This window comes from Lactobacillus amylolyticus, from assembly GCF_003999355.1.
In the GTDB taxonomy this organism is placed as follows: Bacteria; Bacillota; Bacilli; order Lactobacillales; family Lactobacillaceae; genus Lactobacillus; species Lactobacillus amylolyticus.
This window is the reverse complement of record NZ_CP031835.1, coordinates 242,649-265,570: the sequence shown is the minus strand read 5'-3', so window position 1 is coordinate 265,570 and position 22,922 is coordinate 242,649. Positions and strand designations below refer to the sequence as shown.

The window sequence follows — 22,922 nt, the reverse complement described above, 5'->3', positions numbered from 1 at the left end:
TCTATTTTTCTCTAACAGAATTTTATTACTTTTGTGGAGTTGCTTTGTCCTTTTCGTCTTTTTCCTTCATTTGTCTTTCAATATCGGCAATTGAATAAACTGATTGAGGTTTAGCAACATCTGCTTGTGGTTCCATATTACGGTAAACAGGCATACCAGTACCAGCTGGAATAATCTTACCAATAATAACGTTTTCCTTAAGCCCAAGAAGTGGATCGTTCTTGCCACGAATAGAAGCATCGGTAAGAACACGAGTAGTTTCCTGGAATGAAGCAGCTGACAAGAAACTATTAGTTTCCAAAGCGGCCTTAGTAATACCTAAGATGACACTTTGAGCAGTTGCGGGAATACCACCAGAAATAATAACTTCCTTGTTACGGTCTCTAAATTGACCGATATCCATAACTTCACCAGGCAACATGTCAGTTTCACCTGGATCAAGGATACGAACCCTTTGCAACATTTGACGAGTCAATACTTCAACGTGTTTATCTGAAATATCTACACCCTGCATTCTATAAGCTTTTTGAACTTCAGCCAAAATGTATTCTTCAGTTGTTAAAGTATCAGTTACTTGAATCAATTCCTTAGGATCAATTGAACCAAGAGTCAACTTGTCACCACGGTGAACTGTATCGCCTTCAGCTACAGCAACAGATGCAGTGTAAGGGACATCGTATGATCTTGTATCAATCTTGCCCTTTACAGTAATTTCACGCGTGTGATCTGCTGGGTTTTCTTGAATTGAATCAACAATACCATCAACTTCAGAAATTGTAGCACGACCCTTAGGGTTACGAGCTTCAAATAATTCTTGAACACGAGGTAAACCTTGAGTAATATCTTCAGCACCGGCAACACCACCGTTGTGGAAAGTTCTCAAAGTAAGCTGAGTACCTGGTTCACCAATTGATTGAGCGGCAACAGTACCAACCGCTTCGCCAACTTCAACTTCTTCACCAGTAGCAAGGTTCATACCATAACACTTACGACATACACCGTGAGGAGTATCACAAGTAAGGATTGAACGAATCTTAACGTGAGTTAAACCAGCATCACAAACTTTGTGAGCCAAGTTTTCGTCCATCATGACGTCCTTAGCTACGATAGTTTCACCAGTCTTAGGATCCTTAACTGTTTCAGCAGTGAAACGACCAAGCAAACGATCGAATAATGGTTCGATCATTTCGTCACCTTCCATGATGGCGCTAACTGTAATACCACGATCAGTACCACAATCATCATCACGAATAATAACGTCCTGAGCAACATCAACCAAACGACGAGTTAAGTAACCTGACTGGGCAGTCTTCAAAGCCGTATCGGTCATACCTTTACGAGCACCGTGAGTGGACATGAATAATTCTAGTACTGACAAACCTTCCTTGAAGTTTGAAGTAACAGGAATTTCGAACAAACCACCGTTAGGAGTAGCCATCAAACCACGCATACCAGCTAACTGAGTAAAGTTTGAAATGTTACCACGGGCACCAGAGTCGGCCATGATTGTAATTGGGTTTCTTGGGTCATAGATTTGTGCAATTTCATTTTGAACTTCGTCTTTACACTTGTTCCAAATGCTAATTACACGGTCGTGACGTTCTTGCTCAGTAATCAGACCTCTTCTGAATTGTTTAGATACAATATCAACTTGCTTGTGGGCCTTATCTACCTTTTCATCCTTATCAGTAATTTCTGGAACGTCAGTCATACCAATAGTGATACCTGAAGTAGTTGAACTTGTGTAACCTAATTTCTTCAAATCATCCAAGTATTCAGACGTTCTTTGAACCTTGTAGTACTTGTATACAGTAGCAATTGAATCTGATAAGAAGTCCTTCTTAAATGGAGTAGCAATCAAATCATCCGCAATTGAATCAATCTTCTTATGAATGTCTTCGCCTTCAGCTAAGAAGTACTTAGCATCTAAAGGATTATTCAAGTTTTCCTCAGTTGGTTCATTAATGTAGAAATAATCATCTGGGAAAATTTGGTTGAAGACAATCTTGCCATAAGTAGTAATAAAGATACCGTGTTCGTGACCTTTTGGCCATGGCTTCTTAGGCATTGAATCAGCTGACATACCAATAATAGTATGGTAGTGAATGTCACCATTTGCATAAGCAACAGCAGCTTCAGCTGGTGAAGTAAAGATCATGCCTTCACCTTCACGACCCTTTTCAGCCTGAGTTAACCAGTAGTTACCCAAAACAATATCCTGTGATGGAGTAACGATTGGCTTACCATCCTTAGGAGCTAAAATATGGTGCGCAGCAAGCATTAACAAACGAGATTCAGCAACAGCTTCATCTGACAAAGGAACGTGAATAGCCATCTGGTCCCCATCGAAGTCGGCGTTGTAAGCTTCACATGCTAATGGGTGCAAACGAATTGACTTACCAGGAACCAATACTGGTTCGAAGGCTTGAATACTCAAACGGTGAAGAGTAGGTGCACGGTTCAAAAGAACTGGACGTTCCTTAATTACATCTTCAAGTACATCCCAGATATCATCATCTTCACGATCAATCTTACGTTTAGCATTCTTAATGTTTGATGCAATACCACGCTTAACTAATTCATGCATTACAAATGGCTTGAACAATTCAAGAGCCATTGGACGAGGAACACCACATTGATAGAACTTCAATTTTGGTGAAACATCGATAACTGAACGACCTGAGTAGTCAACACGCTTACCAAGCAAGTTCTGACGGAAACGACCTTGCTTACCTTTAAGCATGTGTGAAAGTGACTTAAGTGGACGGTTACCTGGTCCAACAACTGGACGACCACGACGACCGTTATCAATTAAAGCATCAACAGCTTCTTGAAGCATCCGCTTTTCATTTTGAACAATGATATTAGGAGCATTCAAATCAAGCAATCTCTTCAGACGATTGTTACGGTTGATAACACGTCTGTATAAATCGTTTAAATCGGAAGTGGCAAAACGTCCACCTTCAAGTTGAACCATTGGACGAAGATCTGGTGGAATAACTGGAACAGCATCCATAACCATCCATTCTGGCTTATTGCCGGAGTTCTTGAATGCGTCCAAAATGTCCAATCTTCTAATAGCACGTGTACGTTTTTGACCAGTTGCAGTTTGAAGTTCTTTCTTCAAATCAGCAACTTCTTTAGCTAAGTCAACTTTCTTAAGCAAATCACGGATAGCTTCAGCACCCATCTTTGCTTCAAAACGATTGCCGTACTTAGCTTTTTGCTCACGGTATTCAGCTTCAGTTAATAATTGCTTAGGTTCAAGATCTGTATCGCCTGGATCAATTACGATATAAGCTGCAAAATAGATAACTTCTTCAAGCAATCTTGGAGAAATATCCAAAACAAGACCCATTTTTGATGGAATACCCTTGAAGTACCAAATGTGAGTAACAGGTGCGGCCAATTCAATGTGGCCCATCCGTTCTCTTCTTACTTTAGAAGAAGTAACTTCAACACCGCATCGATCACAAATAATTCCACGGTATCTAACACCCTTATATTTACCACACGCACATGACCAATCTTTAGTTGGACCAAAGATTCGTTCATCAAACAAACCATCTTTTTCTGGCTTTAAAGTACGGTAGTTAATGGTTTCTGGCTTCTTAACTTCACCATATGACCAGCTTCTGATCTTGTTAGGTGATGCAAGACCAATTTGCATACTTTCAAACTTATTTACGTCGATCAAAAGTTTAACCTCCTACTACTTAGAAACTTTATCGTCAGACTTGTCTACTGGTTCCTTTTCAGGTTTGTCTTCAGCAGCTTTTTCATCTGATTTTTCAGTTTCTTTGGCTAACTTCTTCTTTTCTTGTTCTTCAGCCATCCGTGACAAAGTATCAATATTCAAATGTTCATTTGAATCGTCATCCATATCACGCAATTCAATTTCATTATGATTCATATCAAGAACTCTGATATCCAAACCTAATGATTGAAGTTCTTTAACAAGAACACGGAATGATTCAGGAACACCTGGCTTAGGAATTCTTTCACCCTTAACAATGGCTTCGTATGCTCTTACACGACCAACAACGTCATCTGACTTGTAAGTCAAGATTTCTTGCAATGTGTATGCAGCACCGTAAGCTTCAAGGGCCCAAACTTCCATTTCACCGAAACGCTGACCACCAAATTGTGCTTTACCACCAAGTGGTTGTTGAGTAACTAATGAGTAAGGCCCAATTGAACGAGCGTGGATCTTATCATCAACCATGTGAGTAAGTTTCAAGTAGTGCATAACACCAACTGAAACACGGTTGTGGAATGGTTCACCGGAACGACCATCGTAAATAACAGTCTTACCGTCTTTATCCACACCAGCTTGACGAACAGTATCCCAAACTTCGTCTTCGTTAGCACCATCAAATACTGGAGTAGCTACGTGAATACCCAATTGACGAGCAGCGGCACCTAAGTGCAATTCCAAAAGCTGTCCGATGTTCATACGTGATGGAACACCCATTGGGTTCAAACAAATATCTACTGGAGTACCATCTGGCAAAAATGGCATATCTTCTTCTGGTACAACTGCAGCAACAGTACCTTTGTTACCGTGACGACCAGACATCTTGTCCCCAACTTGAATCTTTCTCTTTTGGGCAATGTAAACACGAACCATTGTGTTAACACCTGGTGAAAGTTCATCGCCTGCTTCACGAGTGTAGACCTTAACGTCTTGAACAATACCGCCACCACCGTGTGGTACACGAAGTGAAGTATCACGAACTTCACGAGCCTTTTCACCAAAGATAGCATGAAGCAATCTTTCTTCGGCTGATAATTCAGTAACACCCTTTGGCGTTACCTTACCAACTAAGATATCACCATCATGAACTTCAGCACCGATTCGAACAATACCATCTTCGTCCAAATCCTTCAAAGCGTCTTCACCAACGTTAGGAATTTCACGAGTAATTTCTTCTGGACCAAGCTTAGTATCACGTGCTTCTGATTCATAATCTTCAATACTGATTGAAGTGTAAACATCGTCTTTAACAAGACGTTCAGAAAGCATGATGGCATCTTCGTAGTTGTACATGTTCCAAGTCATAAAGGCAATCAATGGGTTTTGACCCAAAGCAAGTTCACCGTGGTCCATTGCTGGACCATTAGCAATAATGTCGCTTGCATCAACCTTATCACCCTTCTTAACGTTAGGAGTTTGGTTGTATGACTTAGAGTTGTTTGAACGACGATACTTTTCAAGAGTGTACTTATCTAAAGTACCATCTTCACGTCTAATTCTGATTTCATTACCATCAACATATTCAACCGTACCTGGAGCCTTAGCTAAAAGTGCAGCACCTGAGTCATGAGCAGCACGGTATTCCATACCAGTACCAACAAGTGAACCATGAGGATTAATCAATGGTGCAGCCTGACGTTGCTGGTTGGCACCCATCAAAGCACGGTTTGAGTCATCGTTTTCAAGGAATGGAATACATGCAGAAGCTACAGACACAACTTGTTTAGGAATAACGTCCATGTAGTCGATCTTGTCTGGAGAAACTTCGACGTTGTCTTCCTTGTGACGAGCCAAAATCAATTTTTCTTTGAAGGAACCATCTTCGTTCAAAGGAGTGTTGGCACCGGCAATGATGTAGTTATCTTCAACATCAGCTGTTAAGTAGTCGATCTTATCAGTAACCTTGTGAGTCTTCCAAGATACACGACGGTATGGAGTTTCAATAAAACCATACTTGTTAATAATCGCATATGTAGCCAAAGAGTTGATCAAACCAATGTTAGGACCTTCTGGCGTTTCAATAGGACATAGACGACCATAGTGAGTATAGTGAACGTCACGAACTTCATAACCAGCACGATCACGAGTCAAACCACCAGGCCCTAAGGCTGACATACGACGCTTGTGTGTCAATTCACCCAATGGGTTGTGTTGGTCCATAAACTGTGAAAGTTGTGAAGAACCAAAGAATTCTTTGATACTTGCAACGATTGGACGAATGTTGATCAATTGTTGTGGAGTTACGGTTGAAGGATCTTGAATTGACATTCTTTCACGAACAACACGTTCCATTCTTGCCAAACCAATTCTGAATTGGTTTTGAAGAAGTTCACCAACACGACGAATACGACGGTTACCTAAGTGGTCAATATCGTCAGTAGTACCAATTTGATCTTGTAAAGCAAAGAAGTAGTTGATTGAAGATAAAACATCAGCTGGAGTCAAGTGCTTTACATCTGAACCGATATGACCATTAGAAATAAGCTTAACTTCTCTTTCAGGGTTAACCTTTGAGTAAACTTTAATTTCTTGAACAGTAATTGGGTCTGACAAAACACCTTCCTTTGAAGGTTGGTAAGTTACCATCTTGAAGTCATCACGATCAAGGTACTTTTCAAGTTTGTCCATTACTTCGTGAGTAACAACAGTACCCTTCTTAGCAATAATTTCACCAGTATCTGGATCAGCTAAAGTTTCAGCCAAAGTTTGCCCATATAGACGGTTCTTAAGTGAAAGCTTCTTGTTGATCTTATAACGACCTACTGGAGCCAAGTCATAACGACGTGGATCAAAGAAACGAGCGTACAAAAGTGAACGTGAAGAATCAGTAGTCTTTGGTTCACCTGGACGCAGTCTTTCATAAATATCCTTTAAAGCTTCAGCAACACGTGAGTCAGCTGGGTTCTTGTGAACATCCTTGTCCAAAGTAAATTGCAAAGTATCACTTTGACCAAACATATCTAAGATTTCGCCATCTGAGCCAAGGCCCATTGCTCTAATTAAAACAGTCAAAGGCAACTTACGAGTACGGTCAACACGTACGTAAGAAACATTTTTAGCATCCGTTTCATATTCAAGCCAAGCACCACGGTTAGGAATTACTGTTGTGCCAAAGGTTTGACGACCATTTTTATCAAAATCGCCTGAGTAATATACACCAGGTGATCTTACCAATTGAGAAACGATAACTCTTTCAGCACCATTAACAATGAATGAACCTGATTCGGTCATCAAAGGCAAATCACCAAAGAATACATCTTGAGTCTTGATTTCGCCAGTTTCTTGGTTGGTTAATTTTAAAGTAACATGCATAGGTGCAGCATAAGTTGCATCATGATCACGAGCTTCATCGACAGTATACTTAGGCTTTTGAAGCTTATAACCTACATATTCAAGTGACAACTTACCTGAAAAGTCGCCAATTGGCATAATGTCATCAAAAACTTCTTTAATGCCTTTGTCGAGAAACCACTTATATGATTGGGTTTGAACATCGGTCAAGTTAGGTAGTTTCAAAACTTCTTTAATCTTTGAAAAGCTACGTCTTGTTCGGTGTTTACCGTAATTCAATACGTGTCCGTTTAACAAGGAAAAACATCCTTTCTGTTAGAGAAAGCAAATATTACAATTCTGTTACAAATAAAAAAAACTGCAATTTTAGGCATAAAAAAGACAAAAACAACTAAGTGTCGTTTTTGTCTTTATCATTTTGCTGGACAATAGATCAGCAAAATCCTGAAATTCAGCCTTTTAAATCACTCATCACTATACTTGCTTTTGAGGAATTTGTCAACTGCAAGACCTGCTAAATCAATTAATTCTTCACTTTTTCTTTTGCATTTTCGACATCAAATTTCAATTGACCACGACTGCAGCCAATCTTTAAAGTTTGTCCCGCTGCTAAATCTCCATTGATCAACATTTCAGCAATTTGATCTTCAATATCGTTTTGAATAGCTCTTCTTAATGGTCGAGCACCATTTTCTGGATCAAACCCATCTTTAGCAATCTTATCAAGTGCCGCACGAGAGACTTTCAATTCAACGTCTTTCTCTTGCAGACGCACAATCAATTTATGCATCAACAGGCTGACAATTTGACGAAGCTGCTTTTGATCAAGTTCATCAAAAATAATTGTTTCATCAATTCTGTTCAAAAATTCTGGACGGAAGAACTGCTTGAGCGCCTGACGAACTCGATCAGCACGAAGTTGTGCCTGACTTGCGTTATCAGCATTAAAGCCAACAGCTTTAGTATCAAACAAACTGCGTGAGCCCAAGTTAGAGGTCATAATAATGATCGTATTTCTGAAGTCAACTTTGCGTCCTTTAGAATCTGTTAAAAATCCTTCATCCAATACTTGAAGAAGCAAATTAAAGACGTCTGGATGAGCCTTTTCAACTTCATCAAGCAATACTACTGAATATGGGTGACGGCGAACTTGCTCAGATAACTGACCGCCTTCTTCATAACCTACATAGCCTGGAGCGGAACCAATCAGCTTGCTGCTGGCAACCGGATCCATATATTCTGACATGTCAATTCGAATCATATTATCTTCGGAGCCAAACATTGCAGCAGCAACTGATTTAGCCAATTCAGTCTTACCAACACCAGTTGGCCCTAAGAATAAGAACGATCCGATTGGACGACGTTCATCCTTAATTCCACTTCTGCTGCGGCGAATTGCACGAGCGACAGCTGACACAGCCTTATCCTGACCAATAACACGTTCATGCAAAATAGCTTCCAAATTAGCTAAACGCTTTGTTTCGTTATGTTTCATTTGCGTAACTGGTACGCCAGTCCAAGAGGAAACAACTTTCGCAATATCCTCTGGTTCCACCGTTGCTGATTGACTAAGATTATCATTCAAACTATTCATAATTTGCTGCTTGTTTTCTTGCAAAGCATTTTGTTTATCTTGCAATTTTGCCGCTTCAACGAAATTTTGATTAGCTGCAGCGTCATTTTTTTGACTAATAATCTTTTTAATTTGTTGATCAAGTTGAAGCAAACGATTATCAGAACCGGCATTATTTCTAATCTTAACCGCAGCTCCAGCTTCATCAATTAAATCAATTGCTTTATCAGGAAGATAGCGGTCCGAAATATAGCGCGTAGACAAACTAATCGCATCTTTCAAGCTGTCCTCGGAAATTCTGACATGGTGGAACTTTTCATATTTTGGCTTTAATCCTTCCAAAATTTTTAAAGTATCTGCCTTAGTTGGTGCATTTAACCGAACTTGTTGGAATCTGCGAGCCAAGGCCTGATCTTTTTCGATATATTTTTGATACTCATCAAAAGTCGTCGCACCAATCATTTGCAAATCGCCACGAGCCAAAGCAGGCTTCAAGATATTTGAGGCGTCAATTGCGCCTTCGGCACCACCGGCTCCGATAATTGTATGGATTTCGTCAACAAACAAAATTACTTTTCCGTCTTTGGCGATTTCCTTGAGTATCTTTTTCATTCGATCTTCAAATTCGCCCCGGTATTTGGTACCTGCGACCAAATTAGCGATGTTCAAAGACATTACTCGTTTATTCAATAAATCCGTTGGCACTTTTTTATTAACGATGGCTGTTGCAATTGCTTCTGCCACAGCTGTTTTACCAACACCAGGTTCACCAATTAAGATTGGATTGTTCTTTGTCCGTCGTGACAAAATTTGAATAACGCGTGCAATTTCACGATCACGTCCAATTACAGGATCAATTGCGCCTTCAATTACTCGCTTATTAAGATTAATGGCGGCATTATCCAGTGTTGGTGTTGCTGACTTTTTGGTTTGTACATTGTTAACAGTTGGAACGTTGTTAAGCCAGTCGGAAGAATCGTCAAAGTTTTGTCCTTGATTTAAACTATCTTCCACATCTTGGCGCAAATGAGCCAGGTCAACATTCAGATTTTTAAGAATCATTGCTGATAAAACTTGTTCACTCGCTACTAAGCCAAGTAAAAGATGATTCGTTTGGATTTCATGATATCCGCCTTGATCGGCAGCACGTTTAGCGTAATCAAGTATTAAGCTAAGACGTGGTGAAATTTCCATGTAATCAGTGTTGGCAGCTGAGCCGTAACCTGTATAGCGTTCAATTTCTTCTCTAATTGCTGTTGGCGTTAAATTCCATGAACGCAGGATTTTGCCTGCATCCCCATCAGACTCAATTACTAATGCAAGCAATACATGTTCTGTTCCAATTAAACGGTGATGGAAATTTTGCGCTTGTTCTCGGGCAATTTCCAAGACCTGATTTGAACTTTTACTATAAGAATTTTCCATACAAACACCACCTTAAAATTGACGTTCAATATTTTAGTCGTGATCGTCAGTAAAGTAAAATATTTCGCATTAATGCTTAAAAATCACTGCCGCAATTTTTTCTAAATATTCTTGATCTGTTTGATCAAAGTTGTCTTTAACCAACGCATCAAAGTCAAACACGCCCCAGATTTGTCTGTCTTTAAAAATAGGGACAACAATTTCTGACTTTGAACGACTGTCACAAGCAATGTGTCCTGCAAATTGATGCACATCGGTGACAATTTCAGTTTTTTCATTAGCAACTGCTGTACCACAAACTCCCTTGCCAAAAGCAATATGGACACAGGCTGGTTGACCTTGAAATGGACCTAGTATCAGTTCATTATTTTTAATACGATAAATACCTGCAAAATTGACATTTTTTAAGCCATGAAATAAAAGAGCAGATAAATTTGCCGTATTTGCAATCCAGTCGTCTTCGCCTTCAACTAAGGCTGTGGCTTGTTCGACCAACAATTGATAATCTTTTTTTGAAGCTGCTGACAATAAGACCATTCCTTTCCCTTGGTTCATGTCATTATAACAAAAGCCAAAAGGATTAACTAGTAATTAACTTATTTTAGATAAGTGAAGGCTAAATAAAAAAATAAGCATCCCTCATTGAGATGCTTATTCTAATATCAGTCGGGAAAACGCGATTCGAACGCGCGACCTCTACGTCCCGAACGTAGCGCTCTACCAAGCTGAGCCATTTCCCGGTAACAAAAAAACTCACCTGGCGGTGAGCTTCTATTCTTTGGAGCGGAAGACGGGATTCGAACCCGCGACCCCCACCATGGCAAGGTGATGTTCTACCACTGAACTACTTCCGCAGAACAGTTATTATTATAGCAAAGCATCTAATAAATGCAAGCACTTTTTTAAAAAACATTTTTCATCAATTTAGGTACAAAAAAAGCTCACATACGTGAGCTTTTTTCTTTAGAGCGGAAGACGGGATTCGAACCCGCGACCCCCACCATGGCAAGGTGATGTTCTACCACTGAACTACTTCCGCAGAACAGTTATTATTATAGCAAACGTATTTAACTTTGCAACACTTTTTCGAAAAATATTTGTTTTTTCTTCTCAAAAAATAAAAAAGCCCTCTACTGATGCTTTTAAACATCAACAAAGGACTTTATTTAATGAGTAACTGTTAATTACTTGTTTTTATTCTTCTTAGCTAAGTCAGCCTTAACTTCTGCATCAATTGAAGGAACTGCTTCTGGACGCATTGTTGGGAAGAGCAATACATCACGGATAGCTGGAGCATCAGTCAAAAGCATTACCAAACGGTCAATACCGATACCCAAACCACCTGTAGGAGGCATACCGAATTCCATCGCACGAAGGTAATCTTCATCGATCATATCAGCTTCATCGTTACCAGCATCACGTTCAGCCATTTGAGCTTCAAAACGAGCACGTTGATCATCAGGATCGTTTAATTCTGAGAAGGCGTTGCCGTATTCTTCACCCATAATGTAAATTTCGAAACGGTCAGTAAATCTAGGATCATCGGCGGTCTTTTTAGCTAATGGTGAAATTTCTACTGGGTGACCGTAGACAAATGTTGGATCAACAATGGTTTTTTCACAGTACTTTTCAAAGAAGGCGTTAATTACGTGACCAACCTTCCAATAGCTTTCACAGTGAATATCGTGATCTTCAGCAATCTTCTTGGCTTCTTCGTCAGTCATTGGCTTCCAGAAGTCAACACCGGTCTTTTCCTTAATCAAGTCAACCATGTGAACGCGGCGGAATGGCTTGCCTAAATCAATGTCTTGACCTTGGTAAGTAATCTTGCCATCCGGAGAAACAACCTTAGCAGCTGCACGAATAATGCCTTCTGCTTCATCCATGACATCATGGAAGTCCCAGTATGCTGCATAACTTTCAAGTTCAGTAAATTCTGGGTTGTGGTGAGTGTCCAAACCTTCGTTTCTAAATACACGACCGATTTCGTAAACACGTTCCATATCGCCGACAATCAAACGCTTCAAAGGAAGTTCCAAAGCAATTCTCATGTAAAGGTCAATATCCAAAGCGTTATGGTGAGTAATAAATGGACGAGCTTCAGCACCACCTGGAATATTGTGAAGAACTGGAGTTTCAACTTCCAAGAAGTCTTGCTTGTTTAAGTAGTCACGAATAGCTTGAATAATTTGAGTACGGTGAACAAAACGCATGTAGCTTTCACGGTTAGTGATTAAGTCAAGGTAACGTTGACGATAGATTTGCTCAACATCTTTCAAACCATGGTACTTATCTGGCAATGGACGGAGAGCTTTTGATAAGAAAGTAACGTGAAGTGCACGGATAGTTAATTCACCCGTATCAGTCTTCATGACTTCACCATCAATTCCTAAGAAATCACCGATATCAGATTTCTTGAAAATCTTGTAGTTGTCTTCACCAACGATGTCTTTACGTACGTAAATTTGGATCTTGCCAGTCCGGTCATAAAGATCAGCAAAGCCTACCTTACCTTTACCACGTTTTGCAAGCATTCTGCCCGCGATCTTGGTCTTAGGCATATCTTCGTTTAATTCGTCTTTATCTTCCTTACTGTACTTTTCGTTCAAAGTTTTTGCTAAATCTTGACGATCAAACTTTCTCATGCCATATGGCTCAATACCATTTTCACGCAGTTCTTCCATCTTTTGACGACGAGCGATCAATTGGTCGTTCATTTCATTCTTTGCCAATGTATCTTTCCTCCATTTATTTGTTCACTATAGCGCGTCTAGCTTCGCGTTCGGCCTGCCGTTTTTCATAGTCATCAACGAAATTGTCGAGCAAATCATATACTTCTTGACGTGTCCATACTTCATTTATTTTAGCACGAGTACGAGCTGAACGGGGAATTCCCTTTAAATAGTATGCTGCCTGTTGCCGAAATTCAGGGACGGCAATTTTTTCACCCTTTAATTCTACCAAACCATCCAACTGATGTTTAGCAGTTGCTACTCGTTCACGCACAGTCTGTGGTTTTAGCTTTTCGCCAGTTTCAAGATAATGAACCATGTCTTTGATAATCCATGGATTTCCCAAAGCTGCACGTCCAACCATTACTGCAGTCGAACCAATTTCATCCAGAGCCTTCTTAGCATCTTCAGGCGTACGAATATCTCCATTTGCTACAAAAGGAATATCCAGTGCGTTAGCTACATCATGCAACACTTCCCAGTCTGCATGACCCTGGTACATTTGTTTACGAGTTCTGCCATGCATTGCAATCATTGATGCTCCAGCTTCTTGAGCTGCTAACGCATTTTCAACTGCAAAAATATGCTTGCGATCCCAGCCGATTCTCATTTTAACCGTAACTGGCTTAGAAACATTTTGCACAACGGCATGAACCATCTGGTAAATCTTGTTTGCATCCAATAGCCATTTTGAACCGGCATCGGTTTTAGTTACCTTGGGCACGGGACAACCCATATTAATGTCAATTATGTCAGCCGCAGTATGTTGATCAACATATTGAGCCGCTTCAAGCAAAGTTTCTTCCGTTCCCCCGAAAATCTGAATACTCATTGGGTGTTCACGTGGATCAACTTGCATCATGCTCAACGTTTTTTTGTTGCGATAAATAATTCCATGATCAGAGATCATTTCACAAACAACTAATCCTGCACCGAATTCTTTGCACACCATTCTAAAAGCCGAATTTGAAACACCAGCCATTGGGGCAACTACAACTCGATTTGGGATAGTAATATCGCGTATTTTCCAGCTATTATCCACCAAATCATCCTTTCAAATACTCCAATATTGTAACAAAAAAGCCCCTAAATGCGAAAGCATAGGGACTTAGAAAATATTTTTTATTTTAATAATCTTTTTCAGATGTCTTTTTAGCTAAAATTGCCTTTAATTCATCTTCACTGTAGTGGTATTTATTGCCGCAAAAACTGCAAGTCAATTCAGCACCATGATCTTCATTAATCATTGCTTCTAACTGATCAGTTTTTAGCGTTTCCATAATGCCGGCGTACTTTTCCTTAGAGCAATCGCAACTAAAGGCCACATCATCTTTTTCCAAAATCTTGCAGTCCGTGCCCAAAATCTTACGAGCCAAATCTTCTGGCGTCATTCCATCCAAAAATGAAGTCGACAAAGCTGGCAACGACTTAATTCGTTTAATCGTTCTTGTAATCAGTTCGTCACTTGCACCTGGCAAGGCCTGCAGCATAAAGCCGCCAGCTTCACCAATTGTATTATTTGGATTAACAAAAACAGAAAGACCAACAGCAGAAGGAATTTGCTCTGATTTGGTCAAATAATATGCGAAGTCTTCCGCAATTTCACCAGAAACAATTGGTACTTGACCAGTGTATGGTTCTTTAAGTCCAAGATCTTTAGTTACTTCCAGCCAACCTTGTCCGACAGCCTTTTTAACATCAATATGTCCGTCTTTCTTAGGCGGCAAAGCAATATGCGGATTCTTTACATAGCCTTTAACAGTTAAGTCAGATTTGGCAGTTACAATGGTTGGTCCCACTGGTCCATTTCCTAATAAACGCACTGTTAATTCTTCTTTATCCGTTAATTCAGCTCCTGCTAAAAGCAGACTGCCGACGATGGTTCTGCCCAAAACGGCTGAAGAAGCAGACCAGGTATCATGACGCTGTTGTGCTTCACCTACCACGCCTTTGGCTGTAATCGTCAATAAGCGAAGATTTTTGGTTTTATCAATTGATTTTACTAAATAATCGTTCATTGCTTTCTCCTAAAAAAATAGAGCCCGTTACAGGCCCTATTTTTATTCAATTATTCATCCTTATCATCAGAAGGTTGATCAGGTTCAGTTGACTCAGTAGTTTGAGTTGGTTGAATTTGATCATCTTTTGGTTTTTCCGGTTCATTTTCTGAAGGGGTATCTAATTCATTTGCAGCCTGTTTAGCTTCAACTTCATCTTGATCCTTCTTTTCAGCCTTTGAGACTTCCTTCTTCTCTGCAGCAGCCTTTGCTTCTTCATAAGTTGAAATTTTAGACTCACTGGGATATTCTTCTTCATCCTTTTCAGGCATCTTGCCAGTCTTGTATAAAGACATGATTTGCTTTTCGTTCAAGGTTTCGTACTTCAGCAATGCATCAGCAATTAACTTATGCTTTTCACGATTATCCTTAATAATTTCAAGAGCCTTGGCATGAGCCTTATCTAAGATCTTCTTAACTGCTTCATCAATCTTAGTAGAAGTTGCTTCACTATATGGCTTCATGCCGTAAGGATTGGTTTCGCCTTCTTTTTCAAGTTCAACCATTCCTAACTCATCAGTCATACCGTAATTTACAACCATGCTATGAGCAATTTGGGTAGCTTGTTCGAAGTCGTTGGAAGCACCAGTTGATTTATCACCAATCGTAGCTTCTTCTCCGGCACGACCACCCATCAAACCAACAATTTGTTCAAATAATTGCTTCTTGGTCAAAATAAATTGATCGTCTTTTGGAAGCATGATGTTGTAACCGCCGGCACGGCCACGAGGAACAATCGTAACTTTACGAACAGTACGAGAATCGCTCAAGACCAAACCACAGATTGCGTGACCAGCTTCGTGGTAAGCGACTCGTTTTCTTTCTTGTTCAGAAATTAAACGGCCCTTCTTGGCTGGACCTGCAATGACACGGTCTTCAGCTTCATCAATATCTGAAGCGGTAATTTCAGTCCCATTGCGACGTGCAGCAACAAGGGCAGCTTCATTCAAGACGTTAGCTAAATCAGCACCAACAAAGCCTGGAGTTTGACGAGCAACTTCTTTTAAGTCAACGTCAGGAGCAAGTGGCTTATTCTTGGCATGAATTTTCAAAATAGCTTCACGTCCGCGAACATCAGGAAGACCAACTAAAACTTTACGGTCAAAACGACCTGAACGAAGCAAAGCTGGGTCCAAAACATCTGAACGGTTAGTAGCAGCGATAACGATAACACCTTCATCGCCTTCAAAACCATCCATTTCAACCAATAATTGGTTTAATGTTTGTTCACGTTCATCATTGCCGCCACCCATGCCATTGCCACGACGACGACCAATCGCATCAATTTCATCAATGAAGATGATACTTGGTGCATTCTTCTTGGCATTGTTAAACAAATCACGTACACGACTTGCACCAACACCAACAAACATTTCAACGAAGTCTGAGCCTGACATTGAATAGAATGGAACGTTAGCTTCACCAGCTACAGCACGAGCAAGTAAAGTCTTACCAGTACCAGGAGGACCCTCAAGCAAAACACCAGATGGAATTTTGGCACCTAACTTAGTGTATTTTGCTGGATTCTTCAAAAATTCGACAACTTCAACTAATTCTTGTTTTTCTTCTTCTTCACCGGCTACGTCAGAGAAACGTACCTTGTTCTTAGACGGATCTTCTGGCTTAACGTGGGAACGACCGAAGTTCATAATTCCGCCTTGGCCACGTCCAGCACCACCTTGATTCATCATCATCCAAAGCATAACAATGAATAAAATGGTTGGCACAAGCATGACAATCGTTGAAATCCAATTACCAGTTTGTGATTCTCCTTGTGTCGTCATCCGAGCATTATTCTTTTGTGCCAAGCTCTGCACAGTGGAAACGCTAGAATCATTTTGCAACATTGTGGTTGAAAAGCGAGTTACGCTTTGGCCAGATTTGCTATTGAAGAAATCTAGGCTATTGCTTGATTGACTTGTTGATTTTTGTGCTTTCTTGTAAGTACCTGAAACAGTATAGACACCATTAGCAGGCTGAACGCTAAAGTTTTTAACTTTGCCTTGACGTAAATCCTTAACGAATTCTGAATAACTGATATTTTCAGTGCTTCCAGAACTGCTAGAACCGCCGAGTGCCCAGTTGATTCCCCATAGGAGCAGAAGGAACACAACTATATAGAAAAGGCCATTTGACAACAGCCGATTCCGGTTATTCTTCATAAAAAACCTCCGCAAAGTTTCTAAAAGTTATACGAATAAAAGTTTAACACAAATCTACGTATAGCACTAATTTTTTACAAGTTCTTATTCTTTTTTTAAACGATATACATAATAATGTTGAGCGTTTTCAATCCACCTTTGATCGCGATAGCATTTTTCTACAAAAATTGCCTGGTTTTTCTGATTAAAAACAGCTAGACACAGTGATCGCAGTTCGTTTGGAATCGCTGCTTGAGCAAACATTTTCTTTGCCTTGGCATGTTGCCCATTTTGCAATTGCAATTTGCTGCCTGCAGGCAAAGAAGCAATTTTAAATTCATGCTCATCTGACCAAAAATCACCAATTAAAGGCAAAGGCTGCTCAACTACACTAAGCATAAATTCATGATCACGAAATGTAAACTCCTCTTCGGCGCGAACAACTTTTGGTTCCTGCCTAAGAAGAAGCTTTTGCGGCCATAAATAATAATATTTTTGATAAAGACGCAAATTATAACCTGTGAGATAGTGGCTGCAGCGTTTATGCCAAGTCTGCCAAATAAAGTTTTGCCAGAAATAAGCCCGCTGCCTTTGATCAAGTTGGAGTAAGGCTTCTCCTTTAATGCGATAAGCCTGATCTAAAAATCGTTCTGGTCTTCCAATCTCTGCCACTTTTTCATCAGCTAAAGCCGTCAGTACTTTTTCATCATCACTATAACGCAAGGCATTTTCCAGCAAATGGGAATTTTCTTTTTTTAGCAATGGGACCACATGGTGCCGCAAGCGATTGCGCAATGTATCGTCTTTGGCATTGGTTTCATCTTCAATAAAAGCGATATGATGCTGCTGATCATATTCAAGCAGTTCCTCCTTAGAAGTTGATAAAAGTGGACGCAGCAGCGCTGTACCATGCATTTTTCCAACAGCTTGCAGGCTATTCATTTCTTGCGGATTTCCAGAACGAATAAATTTTAATAGAATATTTTCCAGCAAATCATCCCCGTGATGAGCCGTTAATAAATAATCTGCTTGATATTGGGCAACTACCTGGCTTAAAAAAGCGTAGCGAAAATGCCGTGCGGCTGCTTCAATGCCAGTTCGCGGCTGCTCTTTTTTAAGCCAAACCCCCTTTGCCAACGGCAAATTATGCGAATGGCAATATTCCGTTAAAAGCTCGGTCTCCTTCTGACTGTCAACACGCAGTTGATGATCAAAATGCGCCACAATTAGCGAAAAATTATGACTTTTACGCAGTTCATTCAGCATATCGAGCAAGGCCATCGAATCCGGACCGCCACTGGCCGCAATTACCAATTTTTTATTATTTAGCTTAATTTGATGCTGTTTGAAAAAAAGTTCAATCTTCATTTTTACCTAGAAAAAATGACCCTTCCGGGTCATCAATTAATCCTCAGCTAATACCTGCTTTAGCTGCTTAATCTCAGCTTTGGCATCTGCTGCTGTTTGATTCAATATTTTACTAAAATCCTGTTCCTTGACCTTAGAAAATCGATTACGATGATCAATTAAATCAGGATCATTAACGCGGGCTAGAGATAAACCTAACCGTCTTTTATAATTATGAACGACCACAACGCGCAATTCATCACCAACACGATGCTGATTTCTTTCTCTAAGCCAATTGCCATCAAAATCTTTATGATGGATTAATCCAGATTTATGTCCCGGCAAAGTTAAAAAGATACCCAAATCAGTGATGTTGTTGATGACGCCTGTTACACGTTGACCAACTTCATATTTCATTAATTGTTGTCTCCATTAGGAATAGAATAAACTTTTTCGTTAGTCTTACTATACAAAAATTTATTCCGGATAAATTTAGCTACGTAGTCGGTATCTTTCAAATTATTGCGTTCTTGCGTCAACTTTTCGTCTTTTGTCTTTACCGTATTCAAATTCTTCTTTGCGACTTCAACTTGCTGATTAATTCTTGCGGTTTGCGACACTTTGATGCCGATTTGAATGCCTAAGGCCACAAAGATAATTGCAAAGACAGCAATAATCCGATTGCGACGAACGCGATGAATTTTTTTTTCTCTGTTAGCTTGTTTCTTTCTCAGTCTTGCTTCTCGTTCTTGTGGGCTTTCTGAGTTATAAATTCGTGGTCCGTTCATTTTTGATCCCCTACTACCAAAATAAAAATACTGCTTGTATCATAACAGTGTTTCACGTTTTAATCAACGATCTCATATAATTCGCTGGCTTCTGCCTTCTTGGTAGTTTCTCTGATATCAAGCACCTTAGCCTTTACTTGGCGGGTACCGTAGCCTACTTCAATGATGTCGCCAACTTTGACATCATAGCTTGATTTAACGACACGACCGTTGACCTTAATTCTGCCTTGATCTGCCAATTCTTTAGCAACGGTTCTTCTTTTTACCAAGCGTGAAACTTTTAAAAATTTATCGATTCTCATTTTCTACCTCATTATCTCTGAATAATATCGCTTGCTGCTTGTAAAAAAGTGGTCAATTCATTAAACAGCTGACGATTGTTCATTTTATCTGGCAATTCTAATAAAACCACCAGCTTCTTCTCTGGCGTCAAATTAATTCTTGCCTTTAAGCTGACGTGCTCAAGTGCTCTAAAAATATTTGGCCCTTCTAATTCACGTGAAGCTGCTAGATCAAATTCAACTCTAATCTTGTCTTTTTTATTTTTGATAACGCTCAAGACTTGTGCAAGATCTGCATCGATCTTTAATCCGGCAATTGCCAGCAAATTTTCAACTGCAGCAGGATAATCGCCGAAACGATCAATCAATTCATCTTCAATTTTATCAAGTTCATCTTGACTATTGACAGATTTAATCTTCTTGTAAAATTCAATTTTTTCTTCTTGATCAGCAATATAGGATGCCGGAATATAAGCTTCAAAACCCAAGTCAATTTCAGCATTAGACTTTTTAACTTTCTTCTTGCCTTTGCGTTCTTTAATCGCATCGCTAAGCATTTGTGAATAAAGATCGTAACCGACGCTGTCAATAAAGCCGTGCTGCTGTGACCCCAGCATGTTTCCAGCACCACGAATCGCCAAGTCGCGCATCGCAATTTTGAAACCCGATCCTAATTCAGTAAAATCACGAATTGCATCCAGCCGCTTTTCTCCTACTTCGGTTAGCACCTTATTTTGCTTATATAAAAAGTATGCATAAGCTAACCGTGCACTGCGTCCAATCCGACCACGCAATTGATAAAGCTGACTTAAGCCGTAATGGTCTGCATCTTCAATAATCATTGTATTGACATTTGGCATATCAATCCCAGTTTCGATAATTGTCGTTGTAACCAAAACATCAAATTCACGGTTTAAAAAGCGGTAGAGAATATCCTCCAGTTGATTTTGACTCATACGCCCATGAGCACTGGCAATTCTAGCGTTTGGCAGCAATTTTTCAAGACGAGCGACTACTTCATCAATATCGCCAATCCGGTTGTGCAGGTAAAATACCTGGCCACCACGCTGCATTTCTCTTAAACAAGCATCCCTAATAACGCTTGGCGTCTGTTCCATAACATAGGTCTGAATTGGATACCGGTTCTGCGGCGGTGTTTCCATTACTGACAGATCACGCACGCCTACCATTGACATATGAAGAGTACGTGGAATTGGCGTAGCAGTTAAAGTCAAAACATCAATGTTAGCCTTCATCTGCTTTAGTTTTTCTTTGTGCTTAACTCCAAAGCGCTGCTCCTCATCGATAATTAATAGGCCAAGATCCTTAAAATGAACGTCTTTTGACAAAATCCGGTGAGTGCCGACAACTAGATCAATCTTTCCATCTTTTAAGCCGGCAATAATTTTCTTGGATTCTGCTGGTGTTTGAAAACGTGAGAGCATGGCAGTATTAACCGGAAAATCTTTAAATCGATCCTGAATTGTTTCGTAATGCTGCTGCGCCAAAATTGTCGTTGGCACTAAAAAGGCCACTTGCTTGTTGTCTTGAATTGCTTTAAAAGCTGCCCTAAGTGCAACTTCGGTTTTACCAAAACCAACATCTCCTACTAGCAGGCGATCCATTGGCTTGGGCTTTTCCATATCTGCTTTTATTTCTTTAATCGAACGCAACTGGTCTGGTGTTTCAACATACGGAAAGGCATCGTCAAACTTCCGTTGCAGCTCATCATCCGGTGAAAAAGCAAAGCCTTTTTCAGATTCGCGTGCAGCATAAAGGTTGATCAAATCGTCAGCAATATCTTCAACTTTGGATTGTACCTTCCGTTTGGTCTTAGCCCATTCGCTGCCGCCTAATTTATTGATATGCGGAGTTTTGCCTTCTGAAGCGACATATTTTTGTACTAGACGCAACTGATCAGCTGGAACAAATAATTGATCGCCGTGCTGATAAGTAATTGTGATGTAATCACGTTTTATGCCATTATTCTCCAGCGTCTTGATTCCCTCAAAACGCCCGATCCCGTGGTTGACGTGAACAACATAGTCGCCAGGTTTTAATTCCGTATAATTTCGCAGACGTTGAGCATTTTCTAATGTTTTAATTCGGCGTTTATGCTGCGGACGTTTGTTAAATAATTCGCGCTCAGTTAAATAAACAAGGTTGACGCTTGGCAAAGTAAAACCGCTGGCAAAACCACCAACAATAATCTGCGCCTTTTTTTCACTAAGCTCATCTTCATGAACTACCGGAATATCGAGATCAAAATCACGCATTGTTTGGGCCATTTGCTTTGCGCGCTTATCATTATCAGCTTGCAAAACTACAGTCTGTCCTGATTTGTAGTAGCTTTCCAATTCTGTACGAATGAGAGGCATTTGACTAAAGAATTGTTCTGGCTCACGCGTGGTCCAGTCCAGCATTTGTCCAAAGCGAATCCTGCCCATGCTTCTTTGAAAAAGTGAAAAGTAAATTCGATGGTGACGGTCGCGAGTCATAACTTTGGTGTAATCTGACCGCAATTTTTGGCCAGGAAGAAGAGCACCAATCTTTAATTCATCATCAATAAAGCCCTGATTTTGCTGATCAACAGTTTCAACAGCTTGTTTTATAAGAGGTAAATCGTCCAAAAACAGCAAGCCGTCTTTTGCTAAATAATCAACAAGGCTGCTAGGCTTTTTTATCAAAAAATCAATCAGGAAGGCATAGTTGCTAGGCAGACCACCATCATTCAGCTCATCCAATACTTGAGTGAAATGATCCTTTACCGCCTTTTGATCCGCTTTTGACTCAGACATCGCCGCCTTAATTTCTGCAGCCGCTTGACTTATTGCATCTGCAGAAAAGACGCGATCTTGTGCTGGTCCTACAACTAGTCGCTTTATCTCTCGCTGACTGCGCTGCGTTGATAAATCAAATTCTTTAATCGTATCAACTTCATCGCCAAAGAATTCAATTCTAACGGGATTTTCTTGGTCTAAAGGATAAATATCCAAGATATCGCCACGGATGGCAAACTCACCTGGCCGTGCTACTAAAGCTTCACGATGATAGCCAGCAGCAAGCAGCCATTTGTTCATTTCGCCTAAATCATATTCTTTATCTTGCACGAATTCCCGTTTAAAAGCGGCAAAGTCCTTCACTGCGGACAACTTGTACTGCAATCCTTGAGGTGTCGTAATGACAACTCCGGACTTCTGCCCCAACAAAAAATTAAGCGTCTGAATTCGGCTGCTAAGTTCATCTGGTGAGGCTAAAGCCGTTTGGGTGGCTAAAGTGCTATCAACTGGGAAATACTGTACTTGTCCATCATCCATAATGCCGCTGAGCTCATTGAAGATATTTTGTGCCTTGTTTTCATTTTCTTCAATTACCAGCAATGACACCTTTTTTTCAGTGACAATCTGTTTTAAGAGTAGACTAAAAGCACCGGCATTAGCGCCAGTGATTAGTGAGTTTTTTACTTGTGATGTTTTTGCAATAAAATTGGTTAAATTCTGATCTTTTTTGACAAAATCTGTTAAACGCAT

At 40.1% G+C, this 22,922-nt stretch carries 13 protein-coding genes and 3 tRNA genes; all 16 read right to left on the bottom strand.

Translation table 11 applies throughout. The annotated features are described in order from the left end of the window. Window positions 1–25: 25 nt before the first annotated feature. The 16 genes from rpoC to mfd all read right to left on the bottom strand — a co-directional run bounded on the left by rpoC (window position 26) and on the right by mfd (window position 22,922). Window positions 26–3,697, bottom strand: coding sequence for a DNA-directed RNA polymerase subunit beta' (rpoC, locus tag D0Z64_RS01290; protein WP_080881135.1), 3,672 nt, complete (start codon window positions 3,695–3,697; stop codon window positions 26–28). Window positions 3,698–3,712: 15 nt separating this feature from the next. Next, window positions 3,713–7,345: a DNA-directed RNA polymerase subunit beta gene (gene rpoB / locus D0Z64_RS01285; RefSeq protein ID WP_080881134.1), complete on the bottom strand. Its 3,633-nt coding sequence runs from the start codon at window positions 7,343–7,345 to the stop codon at window positions 3,713–3,715. 226 nt (window positions 7,346–7,571) lie between these two features. Continuing rightward, the gene (locus tag D0Z64_RS01280; protein ID WP_080881133.1) at window positions 7,572–10,046 is read right to left on the bottom strand and encodes an ATP-dependent Clp protease ATP-binding subunit; all 2,475 of its coding nucleotides are present in this window, start codon (window positions 10,044–10,046) and stop codon (window positions 7,572–7,574) included. 69 nt (window positions 10,047–10,115) lie between these two features. Beyond that, window positions 10,116–10,583, bottom strand: a complete 468-nt coding sequence (locus D0Z64_RS01275) for a GAF domain-containing protein (protein ID WP_406565679.1) — start codon at window positions 10,581–10,583, stop codon at window positions 10,116–10,118. A gap of 129 nt (window positions 10,584–10,712) precedes the next feature. Continuing rightward, window positions 10,713–10,786: transfer RNA gene (locus D0Z64_RS01270), tRNA-Pro, on the bottom strand. A 39-nt stretch (window positions 10,787–10,825) separates the two neighbouring features. After that, a tRNA-Gly gene (locus D0Z64_RS01265) sits at window positions 10,826–10,900 on the bottom strand. Window positions 10,901–11,013: 113 nt separating this feature from the next. Next, window positions 11,014–11,085 (bottom strand) — tRNA-Gly (locus tag D0Z64_RS01260). Between the two features lie 145 nt (window positions 11,086–11,230). Further along, entirely contained in the window at window positions 11,231–12,778 is a 1,548-nt protein-coding gene (gene lysS / locus D0Z64_RS01255; RefSeq protein ID WP_080881131.1) for a lysine--tRNA ligase, read from the bottom strand. A gap of 16 nt (window positions 12,779–12,794) precedes the next feature. Next, window positions 12,795–13,820, bottom strand: coding sequence for a tRNA dihydrouridine synthase DusB (gene dusB, locus D0Z64_RS01250; protein ID WP_080881130.1), 1,026 nt, complete (start codon window positions 13,818–13,820; stop codon window positions 12,795–12,797). Window positions 13,821–13,905: 85 nt separating this feature from the next. Beyond that, window positions 13,906–14,796: an Hsp33 family molecular chaperone HslO gene (gene hslO, locus D0Z64_RS01245; protein ID WP_006351945.1), complete on the bottom strand. Its 891-nt coding sequence runs from the start codon at window positions 14,794–14,796 to the stop codon at window positions 13,906–13,908. Window positions 14,797–14,846: 50 nt separating this feature from the next. Continuing rightward, the gene (gene ftsH / locus D0Z64_RS01240; RefSeq protein WP_080881129.1) at window positions 14,847–16,997 is read right to left on the bottom strand and encodes an ATP-dependent zinc metalloprotease FtsH; all 2,151 of its coding nucleotides are present in this window, start codon (window positions 16,995–16,997) and stop codon (window positions 14,847–14,849) included. 84 nt (window positions 16,998–17,081) lie between these two features. Further along, the gene (gene tilS / locus D0Z64_RS01235) at window positions 17,082–18,344 is read right to left on the bottom strand and encodes a tRNA lysidine(34) synthetase TilS (RefSeq protein WP_080881128.1); all 1,263 of its coding nucleotides are present in this window, start codon (window positions 18,342–18,344) and stop codon (window positions 17,082–17,084) included. Window positions 18,345–18,380: 36 nt separating this feature from the next. Then, on the bottom strand, window positions 18,381–18,740 hold the full coding sequence (locus tag D0Z64_RS01230; protein WP_080881127.1) for a S1 RNA-binding domain-containing protein: 360 nt from the start codon (window positions 18,738–18,740) through the stop codon (window positions 18,381–18,383). Next, the gene (locus D0Z64_RS01225) at window positions 18,740–19,111 is read right to left on the bottom strand and encodes an FtsB family cell division protein (RefSeq protein ID WP_080881126.1); all 372 of its coding nucleotides are present in this window, start codon (window positions 19,109–19,111) and stop codon (window positions 18,740–18,742) included. Before D0Z64_RS01225 ends, D0Z64_RS01230 begins: the two co-directional genes overlap by 1 nt. Before the next feature lie 59 nt (window positions 19,112–19,170). Next, the gene (locus D0Z64_RS01220) at window positions 19,171–19,413 is read right to left on the bottom strand and encodes an RNA-binding S4 domain-containing protein (RefSeq protein WP_080881125.1); all 243 of its coding nucleotides are present in this window, start codon (window positions 19,411–19,413) and stop codon (window positions 19,171–19,173) included. Window positions 19,414–19,424: 11 nt separating this feature from the next. Further along, a complete protein-coding gene (gene mfd, locus D0Z64_RS01215; protein ID WP_080881124.1) occupies window positions 19,425–22,922 on the bottom strand; it encodes a transcription-repair coupling factor in 3,498 nt (1,165 codons plus the stop codon).

Coding starts and splice junctions, on each gene's coding strand:
- D0Z64_RS01280 (WP_080881133.1), bottom strand. CDS start 10,046: ATGGAAAATTCTTATAGTAAAAGTTCAAATCAGGTCTTGGAAATTGCC.
- D0Z64_RS01275 (WP_406565679.1), bottom strand. CDS start 10,583: ATGGTCTTATTGTCAGCAGCTTCAAAAAAAGATTATCAATTGTTGGTC.
- hslO (WP_006351945.1), bottom strand. CDS start 14,796: ATGAACGATTATTTAGTAAAATCAATTGATAAAACCAAAAATCTTCGC.
- ftsH (WP_080881129.1), bottom strand. CDS start 16,997: ATGAAGAATAACCGGAATCGGCTGTTGTCAAATGGCCTTTTCTATATA.
- tilS (WP_080881128.1), bottom strand. CDS start 18,344: ATGAAGATTGAACTTTTTTTCAAACAGCATCAAATTAAGCTAAATAAT.
- D0Z64_RS01230 (WP_080881127.1), bottom strand. CDS start 18,740: ATGAAATATGAAGTTGGTCAACGTGTAACAGGCGTCATCAACAACATC.
- D0Z64_RS01225 (WP_080881126.1), bottom strand. CDS start 19,111: ATGAACGGACCACGAATTTATAACTCAGAAAGCCCACAAGAACGAGAA.
- D0Z64_RS01220 (WP_080881125.1), bottom strand. CDS start 19,413: ATGAGAATCGATAAATTTTTAAAAGTTTCACGCTTGGTAAAAAGAAGA.
- mfd (WP_080881124.1), bottom strand. CDS start 22,922: ATGCGTTTAACAGATTTTGTCAAAAAAGATCAGAATTTAACCAATTTT.